This is a genomic window from Paenibacillus sp. VTT E-133280 (assembly GCF_002264385.1).
GTDB lineage: Bacteria > Bacillota > Bacilli > Paenibacillales > Paenibacillaceae > Paenibacillus_AQ > Paenibacillus_AQ nitricinens.
This window is the reverse complement of sequence record NZ_NFUX01000025.1, coordinates 1-25,299: the sequence shown is the minus strand read 5'-3', so window position 1 is coordinate 25,299 and position 25,299 is coordinate 1. Positions and strand designations below refer to the sequence as shown.

General features: G+C 44.0%; 21 protein-coding genes. 5 read left to right on the top strand and 16 right to left on the bottom strand.

Annotation, left to right across the window (positions count from 1 at the left end):
* Both CA600_RS13100 and CA600_RS13095 read right to left on the bottom strand, forming a co-directional pair.
* A complete protein-coding gene (locus tag CA600_RS13100; RefSeq protein ID WP_094870578.1) occupies positions 1-1,371 on the bottom strand; it encodes an ABC transporter substrate-binding protein in 1,371 nt (456 codons plus the stop codon).
* Between the two features lie 319 nt (positions 1,372-1,690).
* Positions 1,691-2,470: a response regulator transcription factor gene (locus CA600_RS13095; protein WP_094870577.1), complete on the bottom strand. Its 780-nt coding sequence runs from the start codon at positions 2,468-2,470 to the stop codon at positions 1,691-1,693.
* 296 nt (positions 2,471-2,766) lie between these two features.
* Between CA600_RS13095 and CA600_RS13090 the strand changes: the two genes are divergently transcribed.
* The 4 genes from CA600_RS13090 to CA600_RS32205 all read left to right on the top strand — a co-directional run bounded on the left by CA600_RS13090 (position 2,767) and on the right by CA600_RS32205 (position 6,573).
* Positions 2,767-3,717: a glycoside hydrolase family 113 gene (locus tag CA600_RS13090; RefSeq protein ID WP_094870576.1), complete on the top strand. Its 951-nt coding sequence runs from the start codon at positions 2,767-2,769 to the stop codon at positions 3,715-3,717.
* Positions 3,718-3,739: 22 nt separating this feature from the next.
* The gene (locus CA600_RS13085) at positions 3,740-4,954 is read left to right on the top strand and encodes an AGE family epimerase/isomerase (RefSeq protein WP_094870575.1); all 1,215 of its coding nucleotides are present in this window, start codon (positions 3,740-3,742) and stop codon (positions 4,952-4,954) included.
* Positions 4,954-6,126 carry a glycoside hydrolase family 130 protein gene (locus CA600_RS13080; protein WP_094870574.1) on the top strand — a complete coding sequence of 391 codons (1,173 nt, stop codon included), beginning with the start codon at positions 4,954-4,956 and terminating at the stop codon, positions 6,124-6,126. Before CA600_RS13085 ends, CA600_RS13080 begins: the two co-directional genes overlap by 1 nt.
* 207 nt (positions 6,127-6,333) lie before the next feature.
* A complete protein-coding gene (locus CA600_RS32205; protein WP_373455820.1) occupies positions 6,334-6,573 on the top strand; it encodes a manganese catalase family protein in 240 nt (79 codons plus the stop codon).
* Here CA600_RS32205 and CA600_RS13070 read toward each other — a convergent pair.
* From CA600_RS13070 to alaS, 13 genes are all read right to left on the bottom strand, one after another.
* A complete protein-coding gene (locus CA600_RS13070; protein ID WP_094870573.1) occupies positions 6,460-7,020 on the bottom strand; it encodes a GNAT family N-acetyltransferase in 561 nt (186 codons plus the stop codon). The genes CA600_RS32205 and CA600_RS13070 overlap by 114 nt on opposite strands.
* Before the next feature lie 65 nt (positions 7,021-7,085).
* Positions 7,086-8,150 (bottom strand): LacI family DNA-binding transcriptional regulator, encoded by a 1,065-nt coding sequence (locus CA600_RS13065; RefSeq protein ID WP_094870572.1) that lies wholly within the window; start codon positions 8,148-8,150, stop codon positions 7,086-7,088.
* Positions 8,151-8,195: 45 nt separating this feature from the next.
* On the bottom strand, positions 8,196-9,503 hold the full coding sequence (locus tag CA600_RS13060; RefSeq protein ID WP_094870571.1) for an ABC transporter substrate-binding protein: 1,308 nt from the start codon (positions 9,501-9,503) through the stop codon (positions 8,196-8,198).
* Positions 9,504-9,525: 22 nt separating this feature from the next.
* A complete protein-coding gene (locus CA600_RS13055) occupies positions 9,526-11,406 on the bottom strand; it encodes a cache domain-containing sensor histidine kinase (RefSeq protein ID WP_094870570.1) in 1,881 nt (626 codons plus the stop codon).
* A gap of 162 nt (positions 11,407-11,568) precedes the next feature.
* A complete protein-coding gene (locus CA600_RS13050; RefSeq protein ID WP_094870569.1) occupies positions 11,569-13,746 on the bottom strand; it encodes a methyl-accepting chemotaxis protein in 2,178 nt (725 codons plus the stop codon).
* Between the two features lie 318 nt (positions 13,747-14,064).
* Positions 14,065-15,396, bottom strand: coding sequence for a peptidase U32 family protein (locus CA600_RS13045; RefSeq protein ID WP_094870568.1), 1,332 nt, complete (start codon positions 15,394-15,396; stop codon positions 14,065-14,067).
* Between the two features lie 97 nt (positions 15,397-15,493).
* Positions 15,494-16,426: a peptidase U32 family protein gene (locus CA600_RS13040; protein ID WP_094870567.1), complete on the bottom strand. Its 933-nt coding sequence runs from the start codon at positions 16,424-16,426 to the stop codon at positions 15,494-15,496.
* A 56-nt stretch (positions 16,427-16,482) separates the two neighbouring features.
* Positions 16,483-17,532: an endolytic transglycosylase MltG gene (gene mltG, locus CA600_RS13035; RefSeq protein ID WP_256989834.1), complete on the bottom strand. Its 1,050-nt coding sequence runs from the start codon at positions 17,530-17,532 to the stop codon at positions 16,483-16,485.
* Positions 17,533-17,708: 176 nt separating this feature from the next.
* On the bottom strand, positions 17,709-18,017 hold the full coding sequence (locus CA600_RS13030; RefSeq protein ID WP_094870566.1) for a DUF1292 domain-containing protein: 309 nt from the start codon (positions 18,015-18,017) through the stop codon (positions 17,709-17,711).
* Positions 18,010-18,318 (bottom strand): DUF1292 domain-containing protein, encoded by a 309-nt coding sequence (locus tag CA600_RS13025; protein ID WP_038569507.1) that lies wholly within the window; start codon positions 18,316-18,318, stop codon positions 18,010-18,012. Before CA600_RS13025 ends, CA600_RS13030 begins: the two co-directional genes overlap by 8 nt.
* Positions 18,319-18,331: 13 nt before the next feature.
* Positions 18,332-18,748 carry a Holliday junction resolvase RuvX gene (gene ruvX / locus CA600_RS13020; protein WP_094870613.1) on the bottom strand — a complete coding sequence of 139 codons (417 nt, stop codon included), beginning with the start codon at positions 18,746-18,748 and terminating at the stop codon, positions 18,332-18,334.
* Complete coding sequence (locus CA600_RS13015) at positions 18,748-19,023, bottom strand: IreB family regulatory phosphoprotein (protein ID WP_042125473.1); 276 nt, start codon at positions 19,021-19,023, stop codon at positions 18,748-18,750. The genes ruvX and CA600_RS13015 overlap by 1 nt, the downstream gene beginning before the upstream one ends.
* 316 nt (positions 19,024-19,339) lie before the next feature.
* Positions 19,340-21,973, bottom strand: coding sequence for an alanine--tRNA ligase (gene alaS / locus CA600_RS13010; RefSeq protein ID WP_094870565.1), 2,634 nt, complete (start codon positions 21,971-21,973; stop codon positions 19,340-19,342).
* Positions 21,974-22,837: 864 nt separating this feature from the next.
* Between alaS and CA600_RS32200 the strand changes: the two genes are divergently transcribed.
* On the top strand, positions 22,838-23,146 hold the full coding sequence (locus CA600_RS32200; RefSeq protein ID WP_094870564.1) for a CPBP family intramembrane glutamic endopeptidase: 309 nt from the start codon (positions 22,838-22,840) through the stop codon (positions 23,144-23,146).
* Between the two features lie 203 nt (positions 23,147-23,349).
* On the opposite strand, the gene CA600_RS13000 is transcribed toward CA600_RS32200, so the two are convergent.
* Positions 23,350-24,735, bottom strand: coding sequence for an MATE family efflux transporter (locus tag CA600_RS13000; protein WP_094870563.1), 1,386 nt, complete (start codon positions 24,733-24,735; stop codon positions 23,350-23,352).
* Between the last annotated feature and the right edge of the window lie 564 nt (positions 24,736-25,299).

Genomic DNA, 25,299 nt, shown 5'->3' with positions numbered 1-25,299 from the left:
TTACTGTGCTGTGACTTTCGTGCGAGCGGCTTTCCACTTGTCGTTGAGGTCCTTCATGATGTCATCATAGGATTCTTTTCTGTTGCCAATTGCGGCTTCAATAATACGTTTCTTGAAGTCTGGTTGCCAAGCACCGATTTCGGCTTGTTTGTCGATTTCATCAGACCAGCCTTCTTCACCGGCTTTAGCAGCTGCAAGTGTATCAAAGGTTACTTCAGTGCCTTCATATTGTTTCAGAATTTCTGGAAGCTCAGCACCGATAGCCGGGCTCATACCGCCACCTTCTGTCGTTGGGTAGCCAGATTCGTTAATGAACCAATCCACCCAAGCTCTAGCAGCTTCTTTGTTTTTACTATGAACGCTGACACCCAGATTGTAGTCACCAGCAAGCGGTACAAGGATTTTATCTGCATTCGTAGGGAATGGCATGAAGCCAACATCATCTGGATTCGTTGCTAAACCTTTGATTTGACCGATTGCCCAAGATCCAAGAACCATCGTGCCGATTTTTCCGTTAGCCAGATCCGCTTTAGAAGATTCCCAATCTGTAGTCGTTGGATCTTCTTCAATCAAACCTTTTTGTGCTGCATCGTACAGGATTTTGTACAGCTCATAGTGAGGTTGACCTGGAACATAGTTGTCGTCGCTAGCCACTTGACCAATGTTCACATAATCACGGTTACCAGCTACTGTAGCCAGATCCGCTTCCCATTGGGTCAATGTCCAGCCAGCTGCATAGTTTGTATACAGAGGCACAGCTTTCGTTTTGTCTTTAACAGATTGCAGAGCAGTTAAGAATTGTTCAGGAGTTCTTGGAACCTCTGTAATCCCTGCATCCTTGAAGACTTGTTTGTTGTAAATAATACCGTTAAAGTTGATGGTCATTGGAATTCCGTAAGCCACTCCGTCTACTGCTCGTTCTTCTACCCCTGTATATTGTTTTTGCATATCTTCGAGTGTACCCAGTGGTTCGAAGAAATCGGGAATATCTTTAATAGCTATGCTTGTAGGTAACAAAAGAACGTCGCCATAGTCACTAGTGCTCATGCGAATTTTAATTTGATCTTCATAAGTAGCAAGCGCTTCAAAATTCACCTTTACATCAGGATATTTCTCATTGAACTTAGCCGCATACTCTTTGAATACGGTATCAACAATATCCGTTCTTTGCGTAATAACCGTGATATCCCCTTTAATATCCTTGGCTGCTGCATCATCAGCCGGAGCTGCCGTCGCCTCTGTTGAGGATCCATTGCTTCCTGTGTTTTTAGTGCCTTCATTGTTGGTGTTGTTGTTTGAGGAACAACCGCTAAACAATCCTGCCATAAGTGTCAGTGCCATCAAGCCCATCATTGTTTTTCCTTTTTTCATGCTTTTACGACCCCTCTCTTCCATTCAACTCTAATTTGGTTTAATAACAAAAATAATAACTTTTATCATCACCATTAATTTAACAGAGTAATTACCATTATCAAACTAACAGAAATACTCTTGAAAAAAAGTGATGATATCGCTTACAAACCCATTATAGATCTATTTTTCACGCAAAACGATGGTTTGAATTGCTTTTTCTGGTCTTGTATTTGTTATTTTTGTTTTTGTTATGGTGTTTTTATTATCTAATTTATTGAAAATAACCACAAAAAAAGAGAGCTTATCGCTCTCCTAAATAATAGCTTCCTATATAGGACTAAACCTCACGTTCCATTTTCGGTAATTTACAGCCACTTTTGTAATCCTTAGGTGTCATCCCACACATTTTCTTGAACAATTTATTAAAATAAACCGGATCACTATAGCCAACCTTATCGGCAATTTCATAATTTTTTAGGTCGGGATGCTCGATCAGCAATTCTTTCGCCTTAGTAATTCGAATTTGAATTAGATATTCGGTGATGGTTTGCCCCGTCTTTATTTTGAATAACCGGCTAAGGTAGCTCGCATTCATACCGACGGTCTCCGCCAAACGCTCAAGTTCGAAGTTCTGATCATACTCCCTCTCCAGTATGCTTTTAGTCTGTTCAACTACGTAATGCTCTCCACCATCCGCCGCTTGGGAGATGATCTCCTCCTGGTCTTTAACGCTCTTTTTCTTTGTATCCTCTACTCTTTTGAGCAATTCATATAGCTGAGTCTTATCAATAGGTTTTAATAAATAATCTATCACCCCATGACGGATGGCTCGGCGGGCATATTCAAATTCACTAAAACCGCTAAGAACGGCAATAGGTAAATCCTCCATATAACCTCTAACCTGTTCAATAAGCATAAAGCCGTCCATTCTAGGCATTTTTATATCTGTAATAAGCAGATCTATTTCCGCTCGGGATAACTTTTCAATATGCTCCCAGGCCTCCAACCCGTTACCGTAGGATCCAATTACATGTACGTCCAGCTCCATCCTGGATGTGATTTTTTCGAGCCCCCTGCGAATGACCTCCTCGTCGTCCGCAATCATAACATTTATCATTTGAGCACTTCCCTCCAGCTGTATCTGCCAGTTATTATGATTGCACCATCATCACGAATAGAATTCTTCCTATGTCTTAAGTCAATGTACGATTTCGCTCTTTTATAGTCTTGCATTTACTATAACGAAAGTTATTCTAATTTCCCAGCCGCCACTATAAATTGTCCTTGAAATCATCTCCGAAAAAGTATATAACTGAATTAAGTTGTTATTATAAACTAACAAATTAATAATAACTATATAACAAATTAACATAATAATTATCTTTTCTATTTTCATGTAAGGTGGGATTCTCGATGGTATTTAACAACGAATACATTGCAGGCATAACCTGGGGCTTCTCGGGTACACGTGGTTCTTGGACAACAGAAGAAGCGGAACGTTCGATGGAACTCATGTCTTCAGTCACCGGGGCGAACTGGACAGCCATTGCACTTAGTGCACTTCAATCAACCGCTCATTCTACGGAAATCCCCTATTGGGAGGCTCCAACCGTTACTGACGATGAAGTGAAACAGGCCATTAGTAAAGCAAAGTCACTGCAGCTTAAGGTATGCCTTAAGCCGATTGTTAATTGTGCGGACGGAACTTGGCGTGCTCACATTAACTTTTTCGATAAGGATGTCCCTTGTGAGCCTAAATGGTCGGAATGGTTCCGCTCTTATACTAAATTTATTCTGCATTATGCTGCTATCGCTGAAGAATCGGGTTGTGAGATGTTCTGTATCGGCTGCGAGCTTGTCCAAGCGGATAGACGCGATGCCGAATGGCGCACGCTTATTGCCGAGGTTCGGAAGGTTTACTCAGGAATTCTCACTTATAATTGCGATAAATATCAGGAGGATAACGTGACCTGGTGGGATGCGCTCGATGTGATTTCTTCAAGTGGATATTATCCAGCTAATGATTGGGAAGCTCAGCTCGACCGGATTGAAAGTGTGGTTAGATCGCAGAATAAGCCATTCTTTTTTATGGAGGCGGGTTGCCCAAGCCGAAATGGGAGCGCGGCAATTCCTAATGATTGGACCTTAAAGGGTGAACCAAGTCAAGCAGAACAAAGCAAATTCTATCAGGCAATGTTTCAAGGCTGTGAGCGCAGAGATTGGGTTCAGGGCTTTATGCTTTGGGATTGGCCTACTCATCTTTATCCAATTCATGAAGCAGAACACAATGATGATTATTGTATGTATGGCAAACAAGCCGCTGGGATCATTAAAGAATACTTCACCTCGAAAATCAATAAGTAATGTGAGGAGTGACTACTTACCAATGATTAATTCACCAGAATTATGGTTGACCCAGCTTGAGGATGAGCTACAGGGTAATATTCTTAGTTTTTGGATGAAACAGACGAAGGACGAAATCAATGGCGGTTTTGTTGGTGAAATCGACAATCAGCTAAACATAACACCTGACGCGGAGAAAAGTCTTGTGCTTAATGCACGTATTCTTTGGTCCTTTGCGAGCGCTTACCGAATCTACGGCAAGACAGAATATCTGGTTATGGCAGAACGTGCTTATATCTATCTAATGGATCATTTCATCGATAAAGAATATGGCGGTTTATACTGGATGGTGGATGCTGAGGGCAGACCTTCACAGGAGAAAAAACAGATCTATGGCCAAGCTTTTGCTATCTACGCATTGGCTGAATTCTACCGCGCGACTGGGCGGCCTGAGGTATTAGATGAGGCCATTCAAATATTCCAGCTCGTTGAGAAATACGGCTATGATTCTATTTATAAAGGTTATGTTGAAGCTTTATCACGGGAATGGCAAATCACGGATAACCTCAGCCTTAGCAGCAAGGACTTGAATGAGAAAAAATCAATGAACACACATCTACACGTGTTAGAAGCGTATACCGGACTTTATCGAGTATGGAAGTCAGAGGAGCTGGAAAACACGCTGGCTGAGCTAATTGAAACGATGCTGGACCATATCATTGATAACGAAGGCAAGCATTTTCATCTTTTCTTTGATGAGGCCTGGAATGTTAAGTCAGATATTATCTCCTATGGACATGATATCGAAGGCAGCTGGCTGCTTGTGGAAGCCGCAGAAATACTTGGAGAAGAAAAGCTGCTACAGCGTGTTCGAATTGTCGCTATCTCCATGGCAGAAGCTGTTCTTGCAGAAGGTATAGATACCGATGGCGGGATATGGAATGAAGCTGATCTGAGCGGATTGCTAAGCAAAGATAAAGATTGGTGGCCGCAAGCGGAGGCGGTTGTCGGATTCTATAATGCTTATCAGCTGACCGGTAACAGCAAATTTAACGAGGCTGCCCAAGCCTCCTGGACTTTTATTGATAAATATATGGTGGATCACAAATTAGGCGAATGGTACTGGGGTGTGGACGAGAAGCATCTGCCTCTCCCTGACGCAACCAAGGTTAGTGCCTGGAAATGCCCTTATCATAACAGCAGAGCCTGCTTTGAAATGATCGGACGAATCAAACCAACTATAAAGGAGACTGTATAATGTCATCATTATTTCAAGAACGCAAACAACAACTTACAGAACGTTATGAGGCACTGATCACCCGTAACAATGAAAAGCTCCCTTATGGAAACGGTATTTATGACCGTTATACTCATCCACTGCTTACCGCTGAGCACGCTCCTCTAATCTGGCGTTACGACTTCAACCCTGACACCAATCCATACTTCGCTGAAAGAATCGGTGTCAACGGCGTTTTCAACCCTGGTGCCATAGAACTTAACGGTAAGTTTTATCTTGTTGCCCGCGTGGAAGGTAATGACCGTAAATCTTTTTTTGCTGTAGCTGAAAGTGATAATGGTGTGGATGGCTTCCGCTTCTGGGATCGTCCAGTCGTGCTGCCCGAGACAGATGTTCCGGATATTAACGTTTACGACATGCGCCTTGTAAGCCATGAAGATGGCTGGATTTATGGCCTTTTTTGTACAGAACGTAAAGATCCAGATGCCCCACACGGTGACCTTTCTAGCGCAGTAGCCCAATGTGGTATTGTTCGCACAAAAGATCTGAAGACCTGGGAACGTCTGGCCGATCTCCAAACAGGGTCAGCTCAGCAGCGTAATGTTGTGCTCCATCCTGAATATGTTGATGGAAAATACGCCTTCTACACTCGCCCACAGGATGGCTTTATTGATGCAGGTTCCGGTGGCGGAATTGGCTGGGGGCTCTCGGATTCAATTGAGGCTGCCGTGATTACGAGTGAAACCATCATGGATGAGCGCCATTACCATACCATCAAGGAAGTTAAGAATGGTCAAGGTCCAGCTCCAATCAAAACTGAAAAAGGCTGGTTGCATATTGCTCATGGTGTGCGAAACACTGCTGCTGGGCTTAGATACGTGCTTTATGCCTTTTTAACTGATTTGGAGGAGCCAAACAAAGTTACCCATTCCCCAGGCGGTCATTTCATCGCACCAGACGGTGAGGAACGTGTCGGTGATGTATCCAACGTCGTATTCTGTAATGGTGTGATTGCACGCGATAACGGTGAGATTTATATCTACTACGCTTCCTCCGACACTCGCATCCATGTAGCGACAACTACCGTTGACCAAATGTTAGATTATGTACTGAACACACCAGAAGACCCGCTTCGCTCTTATGCTTGTGTACAGCAACGCATCGCCCTCATTGATCGTAATTTAGCGCTGTAAGTAAGAGTTCAGAGTCCATAAAAATCAACAGAACAGCGATTCTCCTGTTATCGGAGGATCGCTGTTCTGTTTTTTGGGATCATTGGCGGCTTGCTTATATCGTATATCCATCATCCCCGGAGCTTACGGACTCAGATGACGCTATTGCTTGGTAAGAAGCTCAAAATTGCTCAGTAATCCCCTAACTCGAAGGAGGCTGAGATATAAATGTTCAAACGTATGGATGAGATCATGATCGAAATTCCTGAAGTAAAGAAGCCAGATCCCAATGCTGCTGCCGCTGTACAAGAACTGTTAGGCGGAAAGTTCGGAGAAATGTCGACGAGCAAATTTTTAATTGTACAAAGCCCGATATTCATCTTCCAGTATAGACATCAGAATCATGTTATGAAATTCTCCGTCTACATAAAGAGCATCCCGCTCCACACCATCGCGCTTGAAACCTAGCTTCTCATAGACATGAATCGCTCTTGGATTAAAAGGATATACACCCAGATGGATACGATGCAGCTTCAAGGCTTCAAAGCCATATCGCAGCATTAGAGTCATAGCTTCAGTACCGTACCCCTTCCCTCTATGTTTATGACTACGAATCCCAATTCGAATGTTTGCGCTACGGTTGTCTGGATCCATTTCGTTCAGCACCACTTCTCCAATGAGCTCATCCGTTTCCTTGACGATAATCATAAGATCCACACGATCTTCAGCTGGAACACTAATCTTACGAATCCAGGCTGCAGTTTGCTCGCGTGAGATTTCTCCTTGCGACCCTGTTAGACGTCCCATCTCTTCATCAAGTAAAAATTTGTAATAGGCCTCCAGATCGGACTCTTCTACACCACGCAGATGAATATTCTCGCCCTCAATCTTTGGTATTGCAACTGCTTCTGACATAACTGAATTCCCCCTAACCATAACCATAATTTCATGGCGTTCAATTATTTTTAATCGGCTAATTTCTAATCTCGCGGTATATCCACAGAATCACGATGCACTATGTCTGCTGCGATCAGGATTTTCTCCAGCGGTGCAGAGGGGTGCCCAATCCGACTTAGCAGTTTCTCCACTGCCGCCCGGCCCATCGCTTCTTTAGGGACATGCACAGTAGTAAGCGGCGGAACGCCTCTTGAGGCATCCTCAATATTATCAAAGCCCGTAACCGAGATATCCCCAGGAATATTAATACCATCTGCCTTCAGGATATCACTGACCGTAAGTGCTGTTTTGTCATTGGCGCAGACCAAGGCGGTGGGGAGTGTCTTAGCTTTTTTCCGTTTCATCACCCAATTTTTAAAATCCTCTTGGAATACCTCTTCCTCCACCCCTTCCAAAAAGAGATTCGCATCATCTTCCAAAGGCAGTCTTATCCCACTCTCCTCCAGCGCACTCCGAAAGCCGATCCACCGATCCCGGAAACTGCGTGAAAATCCAATATTCCCGATAAAATGCATTTGTGTATGGCCTGTCCCCATCAAATGATTAGTAAGTCGAGCCATGGAATCCAAATTGTTCGCGAATACAGTATCACTTGGAATTAATGGATCTTCATGGTCAATCAACACCATCGGCAGACCGATGCGATGCACCTCAAGTAGTAAAGAAGTGGAGATTTCGCCCACACCTACCAAACCAAGAATCCCGCTTGGGTTCAAGATATTCACGAAATTATCCGCACGATTCTCAGAGATGATCACCATTCCAAGTCCTTCTTGATCCAGCGCAAGGGCAATACCGTCCACAATTTTCCCCCAATACAAGGAATCCTGAGTTTGCGAGCGGATATTCGGCATTAATACAAGCACAGATTGCTTATTCCGATCACTGGCCCCTACCGGAGGAGTACGCTTGACACCTTGGACAAAAGCATTCTTTTGCGTAAAATAGCCTAACTGCGAAGCCGCTTGAATCACTCGTTCTCTGGTCATCTCATTAACGCCAGCTTTACCAGAAAGTGACTTAGAGACAACAAATTTGGATACACCGAGATGATCAGCTATTTTTTGCATGGTGACTTTTTTAGCCATATTAAACCCTCCAGAGATTGTATTAAAATTAATGTTGAACTAAAGTTAAGGCTGAGAAGTTACCTGTGTGCCTGCCCGCGCTTCCGTCCATTTTGCATTTAATTCGTCAAAAGACTTTTGTAAATCAGGCGCAGCAAGTAACTCCTGAATATAATCCCCGGACCAAAAGGATAACTTAGCTCCATTCGCCAGATCGATGAACGCATCACTTTGTACCGTGCCATAAACCAGCTTTGGTTCATAAGATAAAAATTCACGGTACTGCGGCATAAAAGGGTTCAGACTACCATCAGCAGGAAGGAATCCCCAATCATCTGAATACGAAGTCTCTTTTACAAAAAAATTCAACCAAGCCATAGCAAGCTCTTTATTCTTACTGTATTTGCTAACACCCACGAACCAGTCTGGATTGATCGGCGCATAGTGAGTACTACTATTATCATAAGGAAAAGGGAAGAATCCGATATCATCTGGTGAAGCCCCCATATCAAGCACTTGACCAACCGCCCAATTTCCAAGTAAATACATGCCAGCTTGACCTTTAGCGAGTCTAGTCTTAGAGATCTCCCAATTGTTCGAGAAAAGTTCATGCTCTACATAACCTTTAGCAATTAAGGTTCGAGCAATGGAAATGGATTTCCCCCACTCATTATCAAGCTGCCATGGACTATCCTCATTTACCATATTATTTAGATACTCAGGGTTACCTGTCATATAATTGACCAGACTATTTCCCCATTCACGCAGTGGCCAGACGGCTCCATAATTCATATACAGCGGGATAATTCCAGCCTCTTTTAATTTAGCGCAAGCTTCGTAGAATTGATCCAGTGTCTGTGGAACCGCGGTAATTCCTGCTTTTTCGAAGGATCTTTTATTATAGACAATCCCTACCGTGGTAGTTCCCGTAGATAGCCCATATCGCTTACCATCATAAGTAGCATAAGAAGTGAAGCGCTCACTAGCCGAAGTTTCTTCATCCAACGGTTCAAAAAAATAATCCAGTTCCTTTGATGGAAGATTCACAGGAAGCAAAAGTACATCTCCGGCGTCCTTGGTGGATAGTCTTACCAGAATGTCCGTTGCGTAATTGGATAAACCTTCAAATTCAACATTCGCTTCGGGGTACTTTTGCTTGAATTGATCCGCGTACCCTTGAAAGGTTCCGTTCTCAATCAGATCTATTCGATTGGTCATCATGACTATGGTGCCGGATAAGTCAGACTTCCCCTCATCTCCAACTGGAGGCACTGTTGATTCCGTCTGCTTGGTGTTGTTCTCACAGCCACTTATCGATAACAAAAAGAGAAGCAGCAGTATGGTACGCGTAGTCCAGTGTAATCTCATCCCCATCAACGGACAGCCTCCTCTTATTTCAGTCAGATAATCTAATCATTTCCGGTTCCAGCAACGGCATCGACAAAATAACATCCGTCCCTTGTCCAAGCTCACTAAATACCTCAATTCCAAAAGCCGCTCCATAATGAAGACGCACTCGCTGCTGTATATTTTTCATACCAATCCCCCCATTGATACTTTTCTTAGGAGGACTTTCTTTCTGCAGCCCATCGTTCAATCTCTCCAAAGTGATCTTATCCATTCCACAGCCATCGTCTTTAATATGAAAGAACAGCATTTGCTCAGTCATCTCACAACGGATACTTAAATGCATTTGTGGTTTATTATCATCCAAGCCATGATAAGCAGCATTCTCTATGATCGGCTGGAAGACCAGCTTGATAATAGAGTAATTATCTAGCTCCTTCGGCACGTCGATTTCGAGTACGAAACGATTAGGGTAACGACAGTTCAGCAGCTCAACATAATTCCGTACATATCCAAGCTCTTGCTTCATTGTCGTTTTGCCGCTCAAATCACTTGTACTATACCGTAGCAGTTTACCTAAAATTGAGATCATATCCGCAGCTTCAATATCATCATTGAGCTCAGCGGTCATTCGGATCGACTCCAGTGTATTATAGATAAAATGAGGATTAATCTGACTCTGCAGAGCATGAAGCTCCGCTTCCTTCTTCTGCTCTTCAATTCGGTAGATATCCTGAATTAACTGCCTGATCCGAGCCAGCATTCGATTAAACTGATGCCCGAGCAGACCAATCTCGTCACGCCGTCTAACCCTAAACATCACCTCTAGATCGCCGCCCTGAACCTTTTTCATCAGTTGAATCATCTGCGATAGTGATTTAGTGAGTGCAAAGGAAAGGATAATGGAGATAATTAACGCCAGTACAATGATACTTAGTGTAGCAACGAGCGTTGCATTACGGGTTACCTTCACATCCCGCATCAGAACATCCACAGGAATAGAGATAATGGCCTTCCAATTGGTCTTGCTAGAGCTTGAGTAAATATTCAGAAATTCTTTTCCGTTGACTGTATCATAGAAACTTCCGGATTTCCCATCGGCCCTTTTGAATAGCTCTGAATCAGATACATCCGTGGCAAGAAGCTTTTTGTCACTGTTGTACACGACCATCCCCATCTCATCAACAATCAGAGATTTGCCATGCGTTACTTTATCCAGCTCCGTAACCCGATTCTCCAAATTGCTAATATTCGCTTCAACCGCGATAAGCCCAATCGGATTTAACAAACCATCCACGATTTTGCGAACAACGGTAAAAGCATATCGAGTGCTCTGCAAATTACTCGTAAATGATTGGGTACCAAACAAAAGTGCCTCTCCGCTGGAATCCTTCGTCTGCTGACTCCAATACTTATAGCTTTGATCGAGGTCGAGCCGTACACCACCATCTTTGGCAGAATAATACCCATTTCCATACGCGTCAAAAATATAAACCGTGTTCGCGCCTCGTTTAATATTGTTAATAAATGAAATGTTGCCTTCTATGCCCCGTTGGATGGACAACAGTAAATCAAAATCTCCGGGTAACAATGTAGCTCTGCCTGATTCGCCACCCATGATCTCTTTCTGCTCATGGTATTGGTTTGAACGAATTAAATTTTGTTTAATATCGTTCACATAGGCTGGCATAGATGAAATACGCTTCATATCTTCGATATAATCATCTACTCCATCCATCATTTGATCGATTAACTTCTCAGAATAAGCAATAGTGTTGCCCTGTATAGATTCTGAATAACTCTTATAAGTAAACACACTAATGAAGGTAAGCGGAAGGGTAATAATTATTAAAAAGACGAGGAGCAGCTTGCGTTCCATACTCATGTCCCCGATAACGGACCACCAGCCAAAGATGCGTTTACCTTTCATACGGTCCTTCTCCTTAACCCTTTTTTACCTAACTTGTTATTATTATTTACCTAACAAAATTATTATACGGGGAAGTCCTTCTTTACACAATAACAAAACCGCTTCCTCATAACGAAGAAGCGGTTTTGTTATGTAAATCATAAAAAAATTAGTTAGACCCAGTTATTTTATCGTGAATAATGACAATTTATCCTTTAACTGTCCTGAAGCACTTTCCAGCTTACCTGATAACGAAACAAGTTGATCACTTACACTTTGCTGTTCATTACTGAGGGAAGCTACTTCTTCGGAAGTCGCTGATGATTGCTCAGCTACAGCACTTACGTTACCCATTGCTTCCGACAATACAACCTGTGAATGATTCAAGCTACTGATCGCTGTTGTCACCGATTCCAGACTAGTAATGAACTCATCCATCTGTCCTTTTACCGATACAAAGATATCGCTCGTGTTCTTCACTGAGCTTATTTGCTCTTTAAAGAGAGGAGCCACTTCAGATAATACAGCTTCCGTTTCGTTCATTTCCGTTATGATCTTGTCGGTGATTCCGGCTACTAGAGCAATAGACTGCTTCGATTGGTCGGCAAGCTGTCTTACCTCACCGGCTACCACCATAAAGCCCTTGCCAGCTTCGCCTGCACGTGCAGCTTCTATCGTCGCATTTAATGACAAAATATTCGTCTGCTGTGTGATACTCTTCATCACATCCAGCACCTTAATCACAGAGAATACTGTTTCTTTCAAATTGTTAACTCGTTCTACAAGCGCACCTGTCTTTTCCCCAGTACGGCTAGTCTGTTCCAGTAAATCCGTTAATTGCTTGGCACCTTGAGCGCTGGCTTCTCCAACCCCGCGTGCGGCCTCATCCATCTCACTGTTGGCATTAATCACGGTCTGCATTTGCGTAGCTATCACGTCTGTAAGCTCATTACCACGTTCAGCTTCAAGTGCCAGACTACCTGCTCCTCCAGCGATTTCTTCCGTAGCGGCTGCTATCTCCTTCGCGGATATAGCCGTCTTACGCGAAGCTTCTCCAAGCTCGCCAGCGGTCTCTAGCACATCTCGAGCAGTTTCTCTAGTTTGCGATACAAGCTCAGTAATACGCTCCATCATCAAGTTAAAGGAGGCTGAAAGTTGTCCAATCTCATCCTTAGACACATATTCTGTACGTACACTCAAATCCCCGCTTGCACCTTGAACCATAAGATTCTTCAATCGTGCCAGAGGCTGAGCGATCATACGAACCATCCAAATCCCGATCAATATTGCAAGCAGTGCCGCACCAGCAGCCGTAATGAACGTCGTCAACAGAATCGGACGGGCTTCCTTCACTAACTCGTCTGTAGGCACTACGCCTGATAGCTTCCAATCCGCCCGTATCATCGGATTAAAGACTGCCAGAATTTCTTTTCCATTTGGATCTTTAGCTTCTAGGCTACTGTTATTTTTCTTACTCTCTTTAATAAAAGAAAACTCCGATGGCTTACCATCGTCTACCGAATTAGAAGAAGCTACAACTGTACCTTCAGGAGATACTAGTTGAATACGGGAGCCATCTCCCAGCTTCACACTTGCAAAAGATTCCTCCAGCAGTGTGTTTTTCAACACAAGCATGATTATGTATCCTTTTTCTGATCCCAAATTTTTAAGGGATCTTACCATAGCAATCTCCTTATCTTCATTTCCTTGAATAGAAGTGGAGAACCAAATATTCTTCGCGCCGCCTTTGTCGCCGTCCGAATAATATGAATTATACTCTTTGGTGTCGGCTACAATCTTCTTGTACCATTCTTGTTCACGTAATCCGTCAAGACTAATGCCAGCACTACCACTAGTAACGATATCCTGCTCAGGTGTCTCTGGAATCAAAGAGACACTGATAATATTAGAATCAGTTGTCGTCTGACTGGACAATTTCTTACTTATTGCACTTGTTGCTTCAAATTTCTCGTAAGCTGTTTGTGCAGTAGACAAAGCCTTCAGATCTGTTTGCATTTGCGCATCAAAATAAAGCTGTAATGCCAAGTTCTCATACTGTTTCAAGGTAATATCCAGCTTCTCAGCAGTCTGGATAATAGTCTGACGATAGGCTTCGGATACATTATTCTTTATCGTTGTTTTCGCCTTCGAATAAGATATAAGTCCAAGTGACATAACTACAATTACAGTGGAACATAGGAATATTAGAAATAACTTCACTCCTACGGATTGGATAGGATTAACTCTCTTGATTTGGCTTCCCCAACCCAACATCATTTTCTTAGCCTCTAACTTTGATGTCTTTCCTGTCCCTACTTCATTGCCCTGTGCATTTACAGATTTTTTATTGTTCTTCTTCATCTCTCTAACCTTCTCTCTTTATGCTATTCACTAATACTATCTTGATCAGGATCCCCATCATGATCATCTACCCGCTAATATTAGAGGACATATGAAAGCGCTAACTATATTATATATCGGTTTATTAGGCCTTTTTTCTTAGCTTTACTATACTTTTTTTATAACTTTTAACCTATGTATGTTTCGACAAAAAAACTCCCTTCGTTCTACCCTCCTGCTTGGATTTATTTGTTAGTTACTAATATATATAACTTATTGTTAGCTTTGTCAAAAGAAAAACAGGGATGCCCTTTTTGCAAAGAACATCCCTGTATCTTATCAAGATTTTTTCTTACGCATCATATCAAAGTATGCTACGGGCTGATCTACCTTCATGCGAACACGCTGCAGAGGATGACGGGCTGCGTCAAGCGGGTTGCCTGCTTCATCCCACAATTCCGCTACAGTCTGCTTAAAGAATGTATCATTGGGTCCGAAGAATTCAACTTCCTGACCAGGCTTGAAGTGATTACGTTGTTGAATTAGCGCCATTCCACTCTCAGCATCGTATTCCAGTACAAGTCCGGCAAAATCATAAGGAGCCGCTTTTTCTTCAGGCTCATAGATATGATCTTCATGATCCGGAGTATCGTAGAAGAATCCTGTGTTAAGCGGACGGTTCGCCGCTTTGTTCAGCTCATCCAACCACTCTTGCTTCAACTCGTATCCTTCAGGATCAGCCATGTAAGCATCAATAGCTTTACGATAAGCGTTAACGACAGTGGCTACATAGTGAATCGATTTCATCCGTCCCTCGATCTTAAAGCTATCGATACCTACTTCAATAAGTTCAGGGATACTTTCCAGCATGCACAAATCCTTAGATCCCATAGAGAAAGGATTATCTCCTTGCTGATGCAGTGGAATCTGAGTTACACCTGGAAGCATAGGTGCCGGAGATTGTGCTTCAGCTTGATCTTCTTCAGACACCCAAGTGTCCTCAGGCCGCGCATCCTCGAACAGATCATATTTCCAGCGGCAAGACTGGCAGCAGCCTCCCCGATTGGAGTCACGGTCTGTAAAGTGATTGGATAATACGCATCTTCCTGAGTATGAAGAGCACATCGCTCCATGGATGAAGCTTTCGATTTCAATATCAACATGCTTCTTAATCTCAGCGATTTCTTCCAGGCTTGTCTCACGTCCGAGTACGACACGTGGCAGACCCTCTTCTTTCCAGAAGGATACCGCTTGCCAGTTTAGTGTAGACTGCTGAGTACTCAAATGTACCTCTAATCCAGGTACTAAACGGCGTGCTGTATCTACAATGACCGGATCAGCAACGATAATAGCAGCAATACCAACTTCATATAAGTTACGCAGATATTCTTCAATCCCTGCGACATCTTCATTGTGAGCATAGATGTTCGTTGCAACAAATACCTTAGCGCCGTATTTCTTGGCGAATTCAACACCTTCACGCATTTCCTCAAAGCTGAAATTGTCTGCTCCTGAACGCAAGCCGTATTTCTGCCCTCCGATATAAACAGCATCCGCACCATAGTGTACTGCGAATTTTAATTTTTCCAAATTACCGGCCGGAGCTAGGAGCTCCGGTTTATCCAGACGGTATCGTTTGCCCTTGTATTGCGGCTTTGTCATGGTTCCCATTCCTGTTCTCCCCTCCATCGCCCCACAAAGTGATGTCTATGCATGATTACTGCACCTAGTCTTTGCGGGGATCTAAAAAACTCTCATTAAATTAAACTTAATATACTTGCTCTTTATAGAAAAATCCGAAGCTTAGCTCCCGTTCTGGATCCTGCAGCGTTCTGATAGCTTCCATCCAATCCTCTTGGAAAGAATAAGCTTCTGGATCAGCTGCATAAAGATCAATAGCTTTGCGATAAGTCTTAACAACCGCCACATTATACGCTGTTGATTTCAACAATCCTTCAATCTTAAAACTCCGCACGCCTGCAGCCATAAGAATATGAAGATCCTCCAAAATACAAATATCTTCCGAACTCATAATATGTGTACCGTTCTCGTCTTCATAGATCGGGAACTTTTGGTCATCTCGTTCTGCCTCGATCAAAAATAGACCACGTTCCTTACCAAGACTGCCGCCCTCGCTTGGACGTCCTTGATGTGACATATAGCTTTCTACAAGCTTACGCTTGGAATGGTATATATTGGTCATGCCGTGAACCTGAACCTGTGCCTCTACCTCTAAAAGCGGAACCATTTCCGTCATTTCATCCATATTCAGCTCACGCGCAAGAACTACGCGAGTAGCACCTTTACGCCCCCAATAATTCGCGGTTGCGTAATTGGTAGAGGTCATTTCCGCATTCCAATGCAGATTCATACCCGGTGCTTCCTTCTTCACTGTGGTTAACACCGCAGGATCACCGAACTCAACACCGTCAACACCAAGTTCACCTATAGCTTTCACATAGGCAGGGAGCTCTTCCAGAAGAAGGTTGGACATGAGTCCACCTAGTCCAGCATATACTTTGCAGCCACGCGCATGTGCCATTTCTACAACAGCAGCTGTATCCTCCAAAGAGAAATGTCCGGCAAGACGCATGCCGAAACGGTCATCCCCGATGAGCAATGCATCTGCTCCGGCATCCAGCAAAGCAGCAGCTTCCTCTAAGGATGCTGCTGTCGCCAGCAATTCCGGTTTGTTAATCATGTTGTACCTCCTACTTGTACAGTTATTTCAACCGCACCACTCTTCATTTTAATATTTTATTTCGATTCTTGCTTACTTTTTTCGATATTGGCTAAATGTTCCTTGTAGGTCTTAGCAAACAAATGGCCCTGTGTACCATCTTTCTTAGTCACATAGAAGTAGTATTCAGAAGCCTCGGGTTCGAGTGCCGCCTGAATGGAAGCCAGCCCCGGATTACTAATAGGTCCCGGAGGAAGCCCAATATTTCTATACGTATTATAAGGACTGTCAACTTCCAAATCTTTATATAACAGTCTTTCCTTCTGTTTGTCGAGCAAATATTGAACCGTAGCATCGATCTCAAGCTTCTGCTCTTTCTTTAAGCGGTTATAAATCACGCCAGCAACTTGTGGTCGTTCACTATCTACAACAACCTCACGTTCGACTAACGAGGCCACTGTCAACAGCCCATGAAGTGTCATTCCACTTGCTTCAAGCTTTTGCTTCCAGTTCGGGATCGTATCCAGTTTCTGCTGGAACTGATCCAATAATGCTTCTACAACTTCCTGCGGCGTACTATCCTTGGCCAGTTCATATGTTTCAGGGAACAAATATCCTTCAAGACGATGACGAAGGTTCTTATCCTGTGGGATACCTAGAGCATCAATTCCCTTCAAGCCTGCACCGGTATCCATGATTTCAAGAAAAATAGCAGCATCCTGATTCCAAGCCTCAGCAAGCTTCTTGGCAATCTGCTCAGCAGTATATCCTTCCGGAATCGTGAAAGTCACGGTCTCTTCTTTAACAACATCACCAGCATTTAACCTCTCGATGAGCTCGTCATAGGTATCTCCTGGACTAGCAACATAAGTACCAGCTTTAAAGCTGGAGCCTTCTTTAGTCCATTTCAAATATCCCTTAAAAAAAAGACTGTTCCGAATAATGCCATTTTGTTCGAGCAGATCAGCAATTTCCGCGCTGCCCATGCCCTTTTCTATCGTAAATGTTACGGCAGGACCTGCAGGTTCTACCGGCTGCATCCCGTTCCAAATGTACCAAGCGCCTCCGCCTCCTGCTGCTACCAGCAAAAGAATAACGATAAGCACCGTACGGATTGCGGATTTCAAGTCAGGTTCCTCACTTTCCGACTATAAAGTATAAAAGTGTACTACTTAAAATTCAATACATATTTCATGATCATGATTGTTGTTTTAATTATATTGATCGTATTCCAAGCAAAAAGAGCGCGGAATTCTCCGCCCTCTTCCGTACTCATCATAAATGTAACGTACATGTTTAAAGTTTATTCTGCATCGTCCACTGGAAACGTCATCTCATCATATAGCTCAGAGATGTCTTCCCACTCTTCATCGTCCACGATGTTCTCTAGTTCCGGAAGTCCGTTAGGAGAGACAACGATACGCAGAATTTCATATTCCACGTCTTTACCAGCGCCTTTCAGCACCGCATAGCCAATACCACCGACTTCAAATTCGGCGATAATATCGTAAATGGAAGACTTGCCCTGCTCATCTTCCAGTTCTACTGTTTCTCCATAGGCTTCCTTAAGCCGCGAGGACCATACCGCTTGATCAGCGGATACATCAGTCATTCTCTGATCCTCCGTCCAACTCGTCAACCAGTGTGTTGAAAGTCTCTTCGACAATCGCCCACTCCTCGTCATTATCGATCATGAACAATTGAAGATCATCGCCTTCTTCCACATAACGGAACGCATAAACCTCATCGGTTTCCTCGTCCTCGGAATCAAGCGGAACCACCATCATGTACTTAGCGTCCGAGCCATCAACCTCAAACTTCATAATGACCTCGAATTCCTCTTCATTACCTTCCTCATCAGGAATATAGATAATTTCCGGTTCTTCCTCTTGGCCAATCTGTTCGTTTGTCATATCCTCGCACCCCTCACCTTTTACTGTTAGCATCCAAAAAATTTTGCAAAATCAGGGCTGCAGCCATTTTGTCCACAATCCCTTTGCGTTTCTTCCGGCTGACGTCCCCTTCAATCAGCACCCGCTCTGCGGATACCGTCGTCAGACGCTCATCCCAAAGGTGTACGGGCATTGCAAATTGCTCCCGTAGCTTGTCAGCGAACTCTATGCAGATTTCGCCCCGGGGTCCTACTGAGCCGTTCATATTCTTCGGTAGACCAACGACAATCTCTCCAATTTCGTGCTCCGTAATAAGTTCACGAATACGTTCGAACTCATTACCAGTACCGCGGCGCTCAATCGTTTCAAGAGCTTGTGCCGTCCATCCAAAAACATCGCTTGTGGCTACACCGATTCTACGGTCGCCGTAATCCAATCCTAACTTCTTCATCATCTGGGATTATCCACCTTGTGATTGACGAGGTAGAATCTAACCAGCTCTTCAATCAGCTCATCACGTTCTTTTCTCCGGACCAAACTTCTCGCATTGTTATGACGCGGAATGTAAGCTGGGTCTCCGGAAAGTAGATACCCTACGATCTGATTGATCGGATGATACTCTTTCTCCACCAGTGCATCGTATACAGCGAGCAATATTTCCTGGGGAGAAGCTTCCTTTTCGTCGCCCTTCACATTGAATTTGACCGTTTTGTCCATGGAGTCCATTTGTGACACCTTCCTTCTGCAAAATCACCCTAAAAGGGCGGCTTCGCAAAGTTGCTACTGTGCAGCTCACTTGCTTCCTTTATCATAACATATTCATAGCCCAACGAGGAAATCCTGCGCGTGGAATCACGCTTTTTTTGGCATTTCCTCTACAAAAATAATGATATTTTTGGCTTTTAAGCTATTGTCAAGCACAACTATTCATGAAAATCTAACCACCTGTTAATAAAGAGTAGCGGTACTGATGTCATACTCTCAGTACCGCTATGTTTTTTCGTAATACGTTTAAATTAAGAAATAGTTTCGTAATTTTTATTTATGCTAGGGAAGCCACTAATTCTTCTGCTTTAGCCAGTGCCTCGCCAAGCTTGGAGGCATCTTTACCACCAGCTTGTGCCATATCTGGACGTCCTCCACCGCCGCCACCGCATACTGCTGCGACTTCTTTAACAATCTTACCAGCGTGGAAGCCCTTCTTCACCAGATCCTGTGGTACAGCAACAACAAAGTTCACCTTGTCGTCCATGGCTGCACCCAGAACAAGCACAGCATCCGGGAGCTTGGATTTCAATTCATCTGCAGTAGAACGCAGAGCGTCCATATTTCCTGCTTGAACAGCAACAGCAAGAAGCTGTGTACCTGCACCAACCGTCTTCACACTGCTTGTTAGTTCAGCGGCAAAGGTTGCGCTAAGCTTAGATTGCAAGGATTCATTCTCACGCGAAAGCTCACGCACTTGGTTATGCAATGCTTCAATCCGTTTTGGAACGTCGTTCAGAGAAGACTTCAGCAGACCCGCAGATTGCTTGAGCAGATCCAGTTGGCTCTCAGTAAACTGGTAAGCGAAACGTCCAGTTACTGCCTCGATACGGCGCACTCCGGAACCAATGCCGCTTTCGCTAAGCAGCTTGAAAATCCCAATTTGAGATGTGTTGGATACATGGCATCCACCACAAAGCTCAAGGCTGTAATCGCCGACTTGAACGACACGGACGATATTGCCATATTTTTCACCAAATAGTGCCATGGCTCCCATAGCCTTAGCTTCATCAATTGGCTTGTTCTCAATGACTACATCAAGACCACGCCAGATTTGTGCATTCACGCGATGCTCGATGTCGCTTAGTTCCTCCGGTGTAATCGCTCCGAAATGGGAGAAGTCAAACCGTAAACGTGCACCTTCCACTAAAGATCCTGCTTGGTTGACATGACCGCCCAGAACCTCTTTGAGCGCTTTATGCAGTAGGTGAGTAGCTGTATGGTTCTTCACGATATCTTCACGCTGTGCACGATCCACTTCAGCGCGAACCGATTCGCCTACTTTCAATTCTCCAGCTTCCACAGTTACCAAATGTACATGTTGACCATGTGGAGCCTTGAACAATCCTTTTACCTTAGCTGTAACTGAACCGCCAGTAAGCAGTCCTGTGTCACTCACTTGTCCACCACTTTCAGCATAGAACGGTGTTGCCTCAAGAATTACTTGGCACTCTACGCCTTCACCAGCGGTATCGACCAATTCATCACCCACAACAATAGCCATGATTTTCGACTCTGTTACCGAGTCATTATATCCAACAAATTCACTTTTAACCGTCAGGTCCGCTAATGCGCCACCTTGGATCTTCATGCTGCCACCGTCATGACGTGCAGCTCTTGCACGATCACGCTGTTCTTGCATAGCGACATCGAAGCCTTCACGGTCTACAGTTAATCCTTGCTCTGCTGCGAAATCTTCCGTCAGGTCAAATGGGAATCCGTAAGTGTCATATAGCTTAAATGCATCGGATCCAGCAATCGTGCTGAGTCCATCTGCTTTTGCTTTAGCACTGATCTCACCCAAGATAGCCAATCCATCAGATAATGTCTCATGGAAACGTTCTTCTTCTGTACGGATAATCTTGGCGATATATTCCCGATTCTCGACAACGGATGGATAATACACACCCATAATCTCACCAACTGTTTCTGTCAGTTCATGCAGGAACGGACGATCCAGACCCAGGGTCTTTCCGTAGCGAACAGCACGGCGCAGCAAACGGCGGATAATATAACCACGACCTTCATTAGAAGGAAGTACTCCATCCCCTACGGCAAAAGTAACGGTACGCACATGATCTGCGATAACTTTTAGCGCGATATCCTGTTCAACATTATCCTTGTAAGTTACACCAGCAAGCTCAGCTGTTTTTTGAATAATCGGTTGGAACAAATCGGTATCGAAGTTGGAATCTACATCTTGAAGAATGGATGCAAAACGCTCCAGTCCAGCACCGGTATCAATGTTCTTGTTCGGAAGCGGCGTATAGCTGCCATCCTTATTATGGTTGAATTGTGAGAACACAAGGTTCCATACTTCGAGCCAACGTTCGTTTTCTCCACCTGGATACATTTCTGGATCACTCATGTCGCTGCCGTAAGCTTCGCCGCGGTCATAAAAGATTTCCGAGCAAGGACCACAAGGACCTTCGCCGATATCCCAGAAGTTCTCATCTCCCAGCTTAATGATGCGTTCTGCTGGCAAGCCTACTTTTTCATTCCACAGCTTGAAAGCTTCCTCATCCTCAGCATACACAGTTACGGAGATACGTTCTGGATCGAAGCCGATCCACTCCTTGCCGGTCAAGAATTCCCAAGCCCATGTGATCGCCTCTTCTTTAAAATAATCGCCGATAGAGAAGTTACCTAACATTTCGAAGAACGTATGGTGACGGCGTGTCTTCCCTACATTCTCGATATCATTGGTACGAATACATTTCTGCGAGTTCGTCAGGCGCGGATTCTCAGGAATCTCACGGCCATCGAAGTATGCTTTCAGCGGCGCCATACCTGCGTTGATCCACAACAGCGAAGGATCGTTATGCGGTACGAGAGATGCACTAGGTTCAATTTTGTGACCTTTACTTTCAAAAAACTTAAGCCATTTGGAACGAATTTCACTTGCTTTCATTGTTTACAGCTCCCGTCTCATCTTTTTAATTCGGCGCATGCGCCAGATTATACAAATTTCCTAAAAAAATAAAAACAAAAAAACGCCCCTGAATAATTCAGGGACGATTAATATCGCGGTACCACCCTGGTTATCGCCTTGACCCAATTTACGGGAAAGTTAAAGGGCGATCGCCTTGTCGCGGCTGATAACGGGTGCCCCCGGTGAGCTTGTGATCTCACACTCCGAAATTAGCTTTCCACCGGCCTGTCTTCAAGGTTCTCCCAGCCATTACGAAACGCTTTCGTAAAGGAACCTGTTCTCTGATCAAGCCATCCTCCGGTGTACTTCATTTTCATCAACGTTTTATCCGATTTGCATTTTAACATTTCAAGTATAGCCAGTGCCCCTTCATCTGTCAATCTGGGGAGGAGTTAAGGATACGTGAGAATATATGATTTTTGTAATGGTGAACTCAAGCACTTAAAGAATATAGTAAATCTCAGATATCATTTGGGAAATTATGTATTATAAATAGTACTCTATACTACTCAATTCTCGGGTAAAACCTAAGGAGGATTACAAATCATGCTGCGCAATAAAGTAACTGAGGAGCTATCGATGGATAAAGTTAAGCCTACATCAATACGCTTTATGGTCAGTCTCATTTTTATTAGCAGCACTTTTCGGTAGTTTATTATTTTGGCTCGCTATAAACATTGTTGATTTAGGTATGACATTACTGACTCACTCAAGTTTAACATTCAATAATGATATCTTTACGAATTCAAACGTCGTCTTTGGTGAATTCCTGGGACAGATTTTCGGAAATGCTATCTCTTATTAAAAAAAGGCGATAACAATACTTCACGAATCGGATAAGCAATGCTTATCTCACAATCTATCTATGTCGCTATACATATCCCAAATCGGATCTATTCAGGATTAGTCAGAAAGGATTTTGTTTATGATTTTATCGCACTATTAATTCTAGGGGTCATATTCTCATTACTCTATGTCCTAACCAAGAATCTATTTTTCGTGATAGGCGTCCATGCCTTAATGAATGTTCAGATTATGTTTTGGACTCATACAGCAACGTTAATCTGTGTGTTGTTACTGACTTGTCTTTTAATTTGTTTCAAAATGAAGGAATTCCGAGCGCAGAAATCAGAGGGGGCAGTGCCAAGCTGAATAGATGGAGTCGGAGAATTTTCTAGAGTGGTGACTGACCCAGTCCTAATCATAATCAGCTAATGCAAGCAGTCGATAACCAAAACAGAGGGCAGCAATTCTCAAGTAAATATGAGAATCGCTGCCCTGTGCTGTATTTTCACGTTTTTAATAGCTACGTTTCCGGCAACAGGCGTTGGCAGTACGTATCCTTATCAACAATTCTAAATCAGCTTATGCGCAAACCACTTTTTGCCCTTGAAGCGCCACAGAAAAATGCCCCCCCGAACGGCCCACTCGCAGTTCATTGCCAGCCAGACACCCATGACGCCGTAGCCCAGCTGGATCCCAAGGATGTATCCAAAAATCACCCGAAACAGCCACATTGTCAGCATCGAGGTAATTGAGGTGAAGCGGGAATCTCCAGCTGCCCGAAGCGCGGACGGCAAAATAAAGCTGACGGCCCACAGCGGAACTTGGGCAATGGAATTCACCAGCAGCACCACAAACAGATCATCAATGATCTCGGAAGGTGGGGAAAAGATCGATACCAGCGGGTGGAATAGCGGCATCAGAATCAAGGCGATCAACGCCAAAGAGCCGGACCCGATCCAGAGAAAGGACTTGATGAACTTTCTGGCTTCAGAGACATTCCCTCGCCCGATACATTGGCCGACCACCGTTACAATAGTTAGAGACAGCGCGCTGGCTGGAATTTGAAACACCAGAGCCAGCGAGCCGGCAATCGCATTGGTCGCAATGGCATAAGTGCCTAGGCTGACAATAAACACCTGGGTGAGCAGTTTACCCCCGTTGAAGAACATCTGCTCCGCCGCGAACGGCACGCCGATAAACATGATTCTCCGCAGCATGGTCAGAGGGATTCGGAATAGGTCACGAAAACGCACCCGCAGGGCCGTATCCACTTTGAACAGATACACCAGGGCACAAACCATACCTGCATACCGCGCGATATTAATCGCAAGCGTCATCCCCAGCACACCCATGTGCAACAGGTTAATGAAGACCACGTTCAGGATAACATACAGCAGGTTCATGATGAGCGACAGCATCAAAGAAGCCCGCGTCTTGCCCACTCCTCGCAGAGCCCCGCATACCGCCTGAACCACCGCGATGCCCAGATATGAGATACTGCTGCCGATCAGGTAGATGCGGGCATTTTCCAGCACTTCGGGTGAGGCGGTTCCGAATAAAAGGTTCAATATAGGAGTATGTAAGCCCATCAGCAGCAGACCAATTCCCAAAGCGATCAGCGACACCGAGGCGACCGAAGCCGCCGTAGCCTGGGACACCATCCGGTCATTTCCGCTCCCTTTATACTGCGCGACTACCACTGTCCCCCCGGTTGCAACCGCCACGAACACATTGATCAGAAAAATATTCAGCGAATCCACCATATTCACTGCACTGACCGCCGCCATCCCGGACGAGCTGATCATTGCGGTATTTACCAGATTAAGTCCAATAATGAAGGCCTGGTCAATCAGAATTGGAATAAATAAAGCTATAATTTGCCGATAATCCATCCCCTCCCCAGAAAGATATTTCTCCAGCAATCTTTTCTTCTGAAGACTCGCGCGAAGCTGCATAACATATCACATTCTTTTCTGTAAAATGGAAAAAACTCTTCATCCGAAGAGCTTTTTAACAAATTATACCCATTATACCGTGGGCACTTTACATTCAGTTTACTATAGATACACTTTTAAGTCTTTAATCAGGAGTCAAAAAACAGCAACTGTCCTTCACATATTTGGAGAACATAAACTTCATCAGAATTATGTAGCTTCAGACCATAGAATCATTCGTTCAGACTCTCTCCTTCAAGGTTGGAACTTCGATTGAGAAGGCTTCGAACGATGTCGCACCTATTGTCTGATATTTCATCTAAATTATATCTTAATATCACTTAAAGCCGCTGCAATAATACAGCATTTTGTTCAGATATCCTCTTCACTACATCTAAAAACTGCAAATGCGAATGTGTAGGAATATTCTTACTTGTGGCTCGAAAGCTTCTTATAAGCAAGAACTTCGTAGTAAGGTTCCGAGAGACGGACCGTATTGCACTTATTCCCTAATAACAAGCCCATTCCCGGGTGACTTGGGGCGGATAACGGCGCTGGCTCGTTTACGTTACCGTCGGCACATTG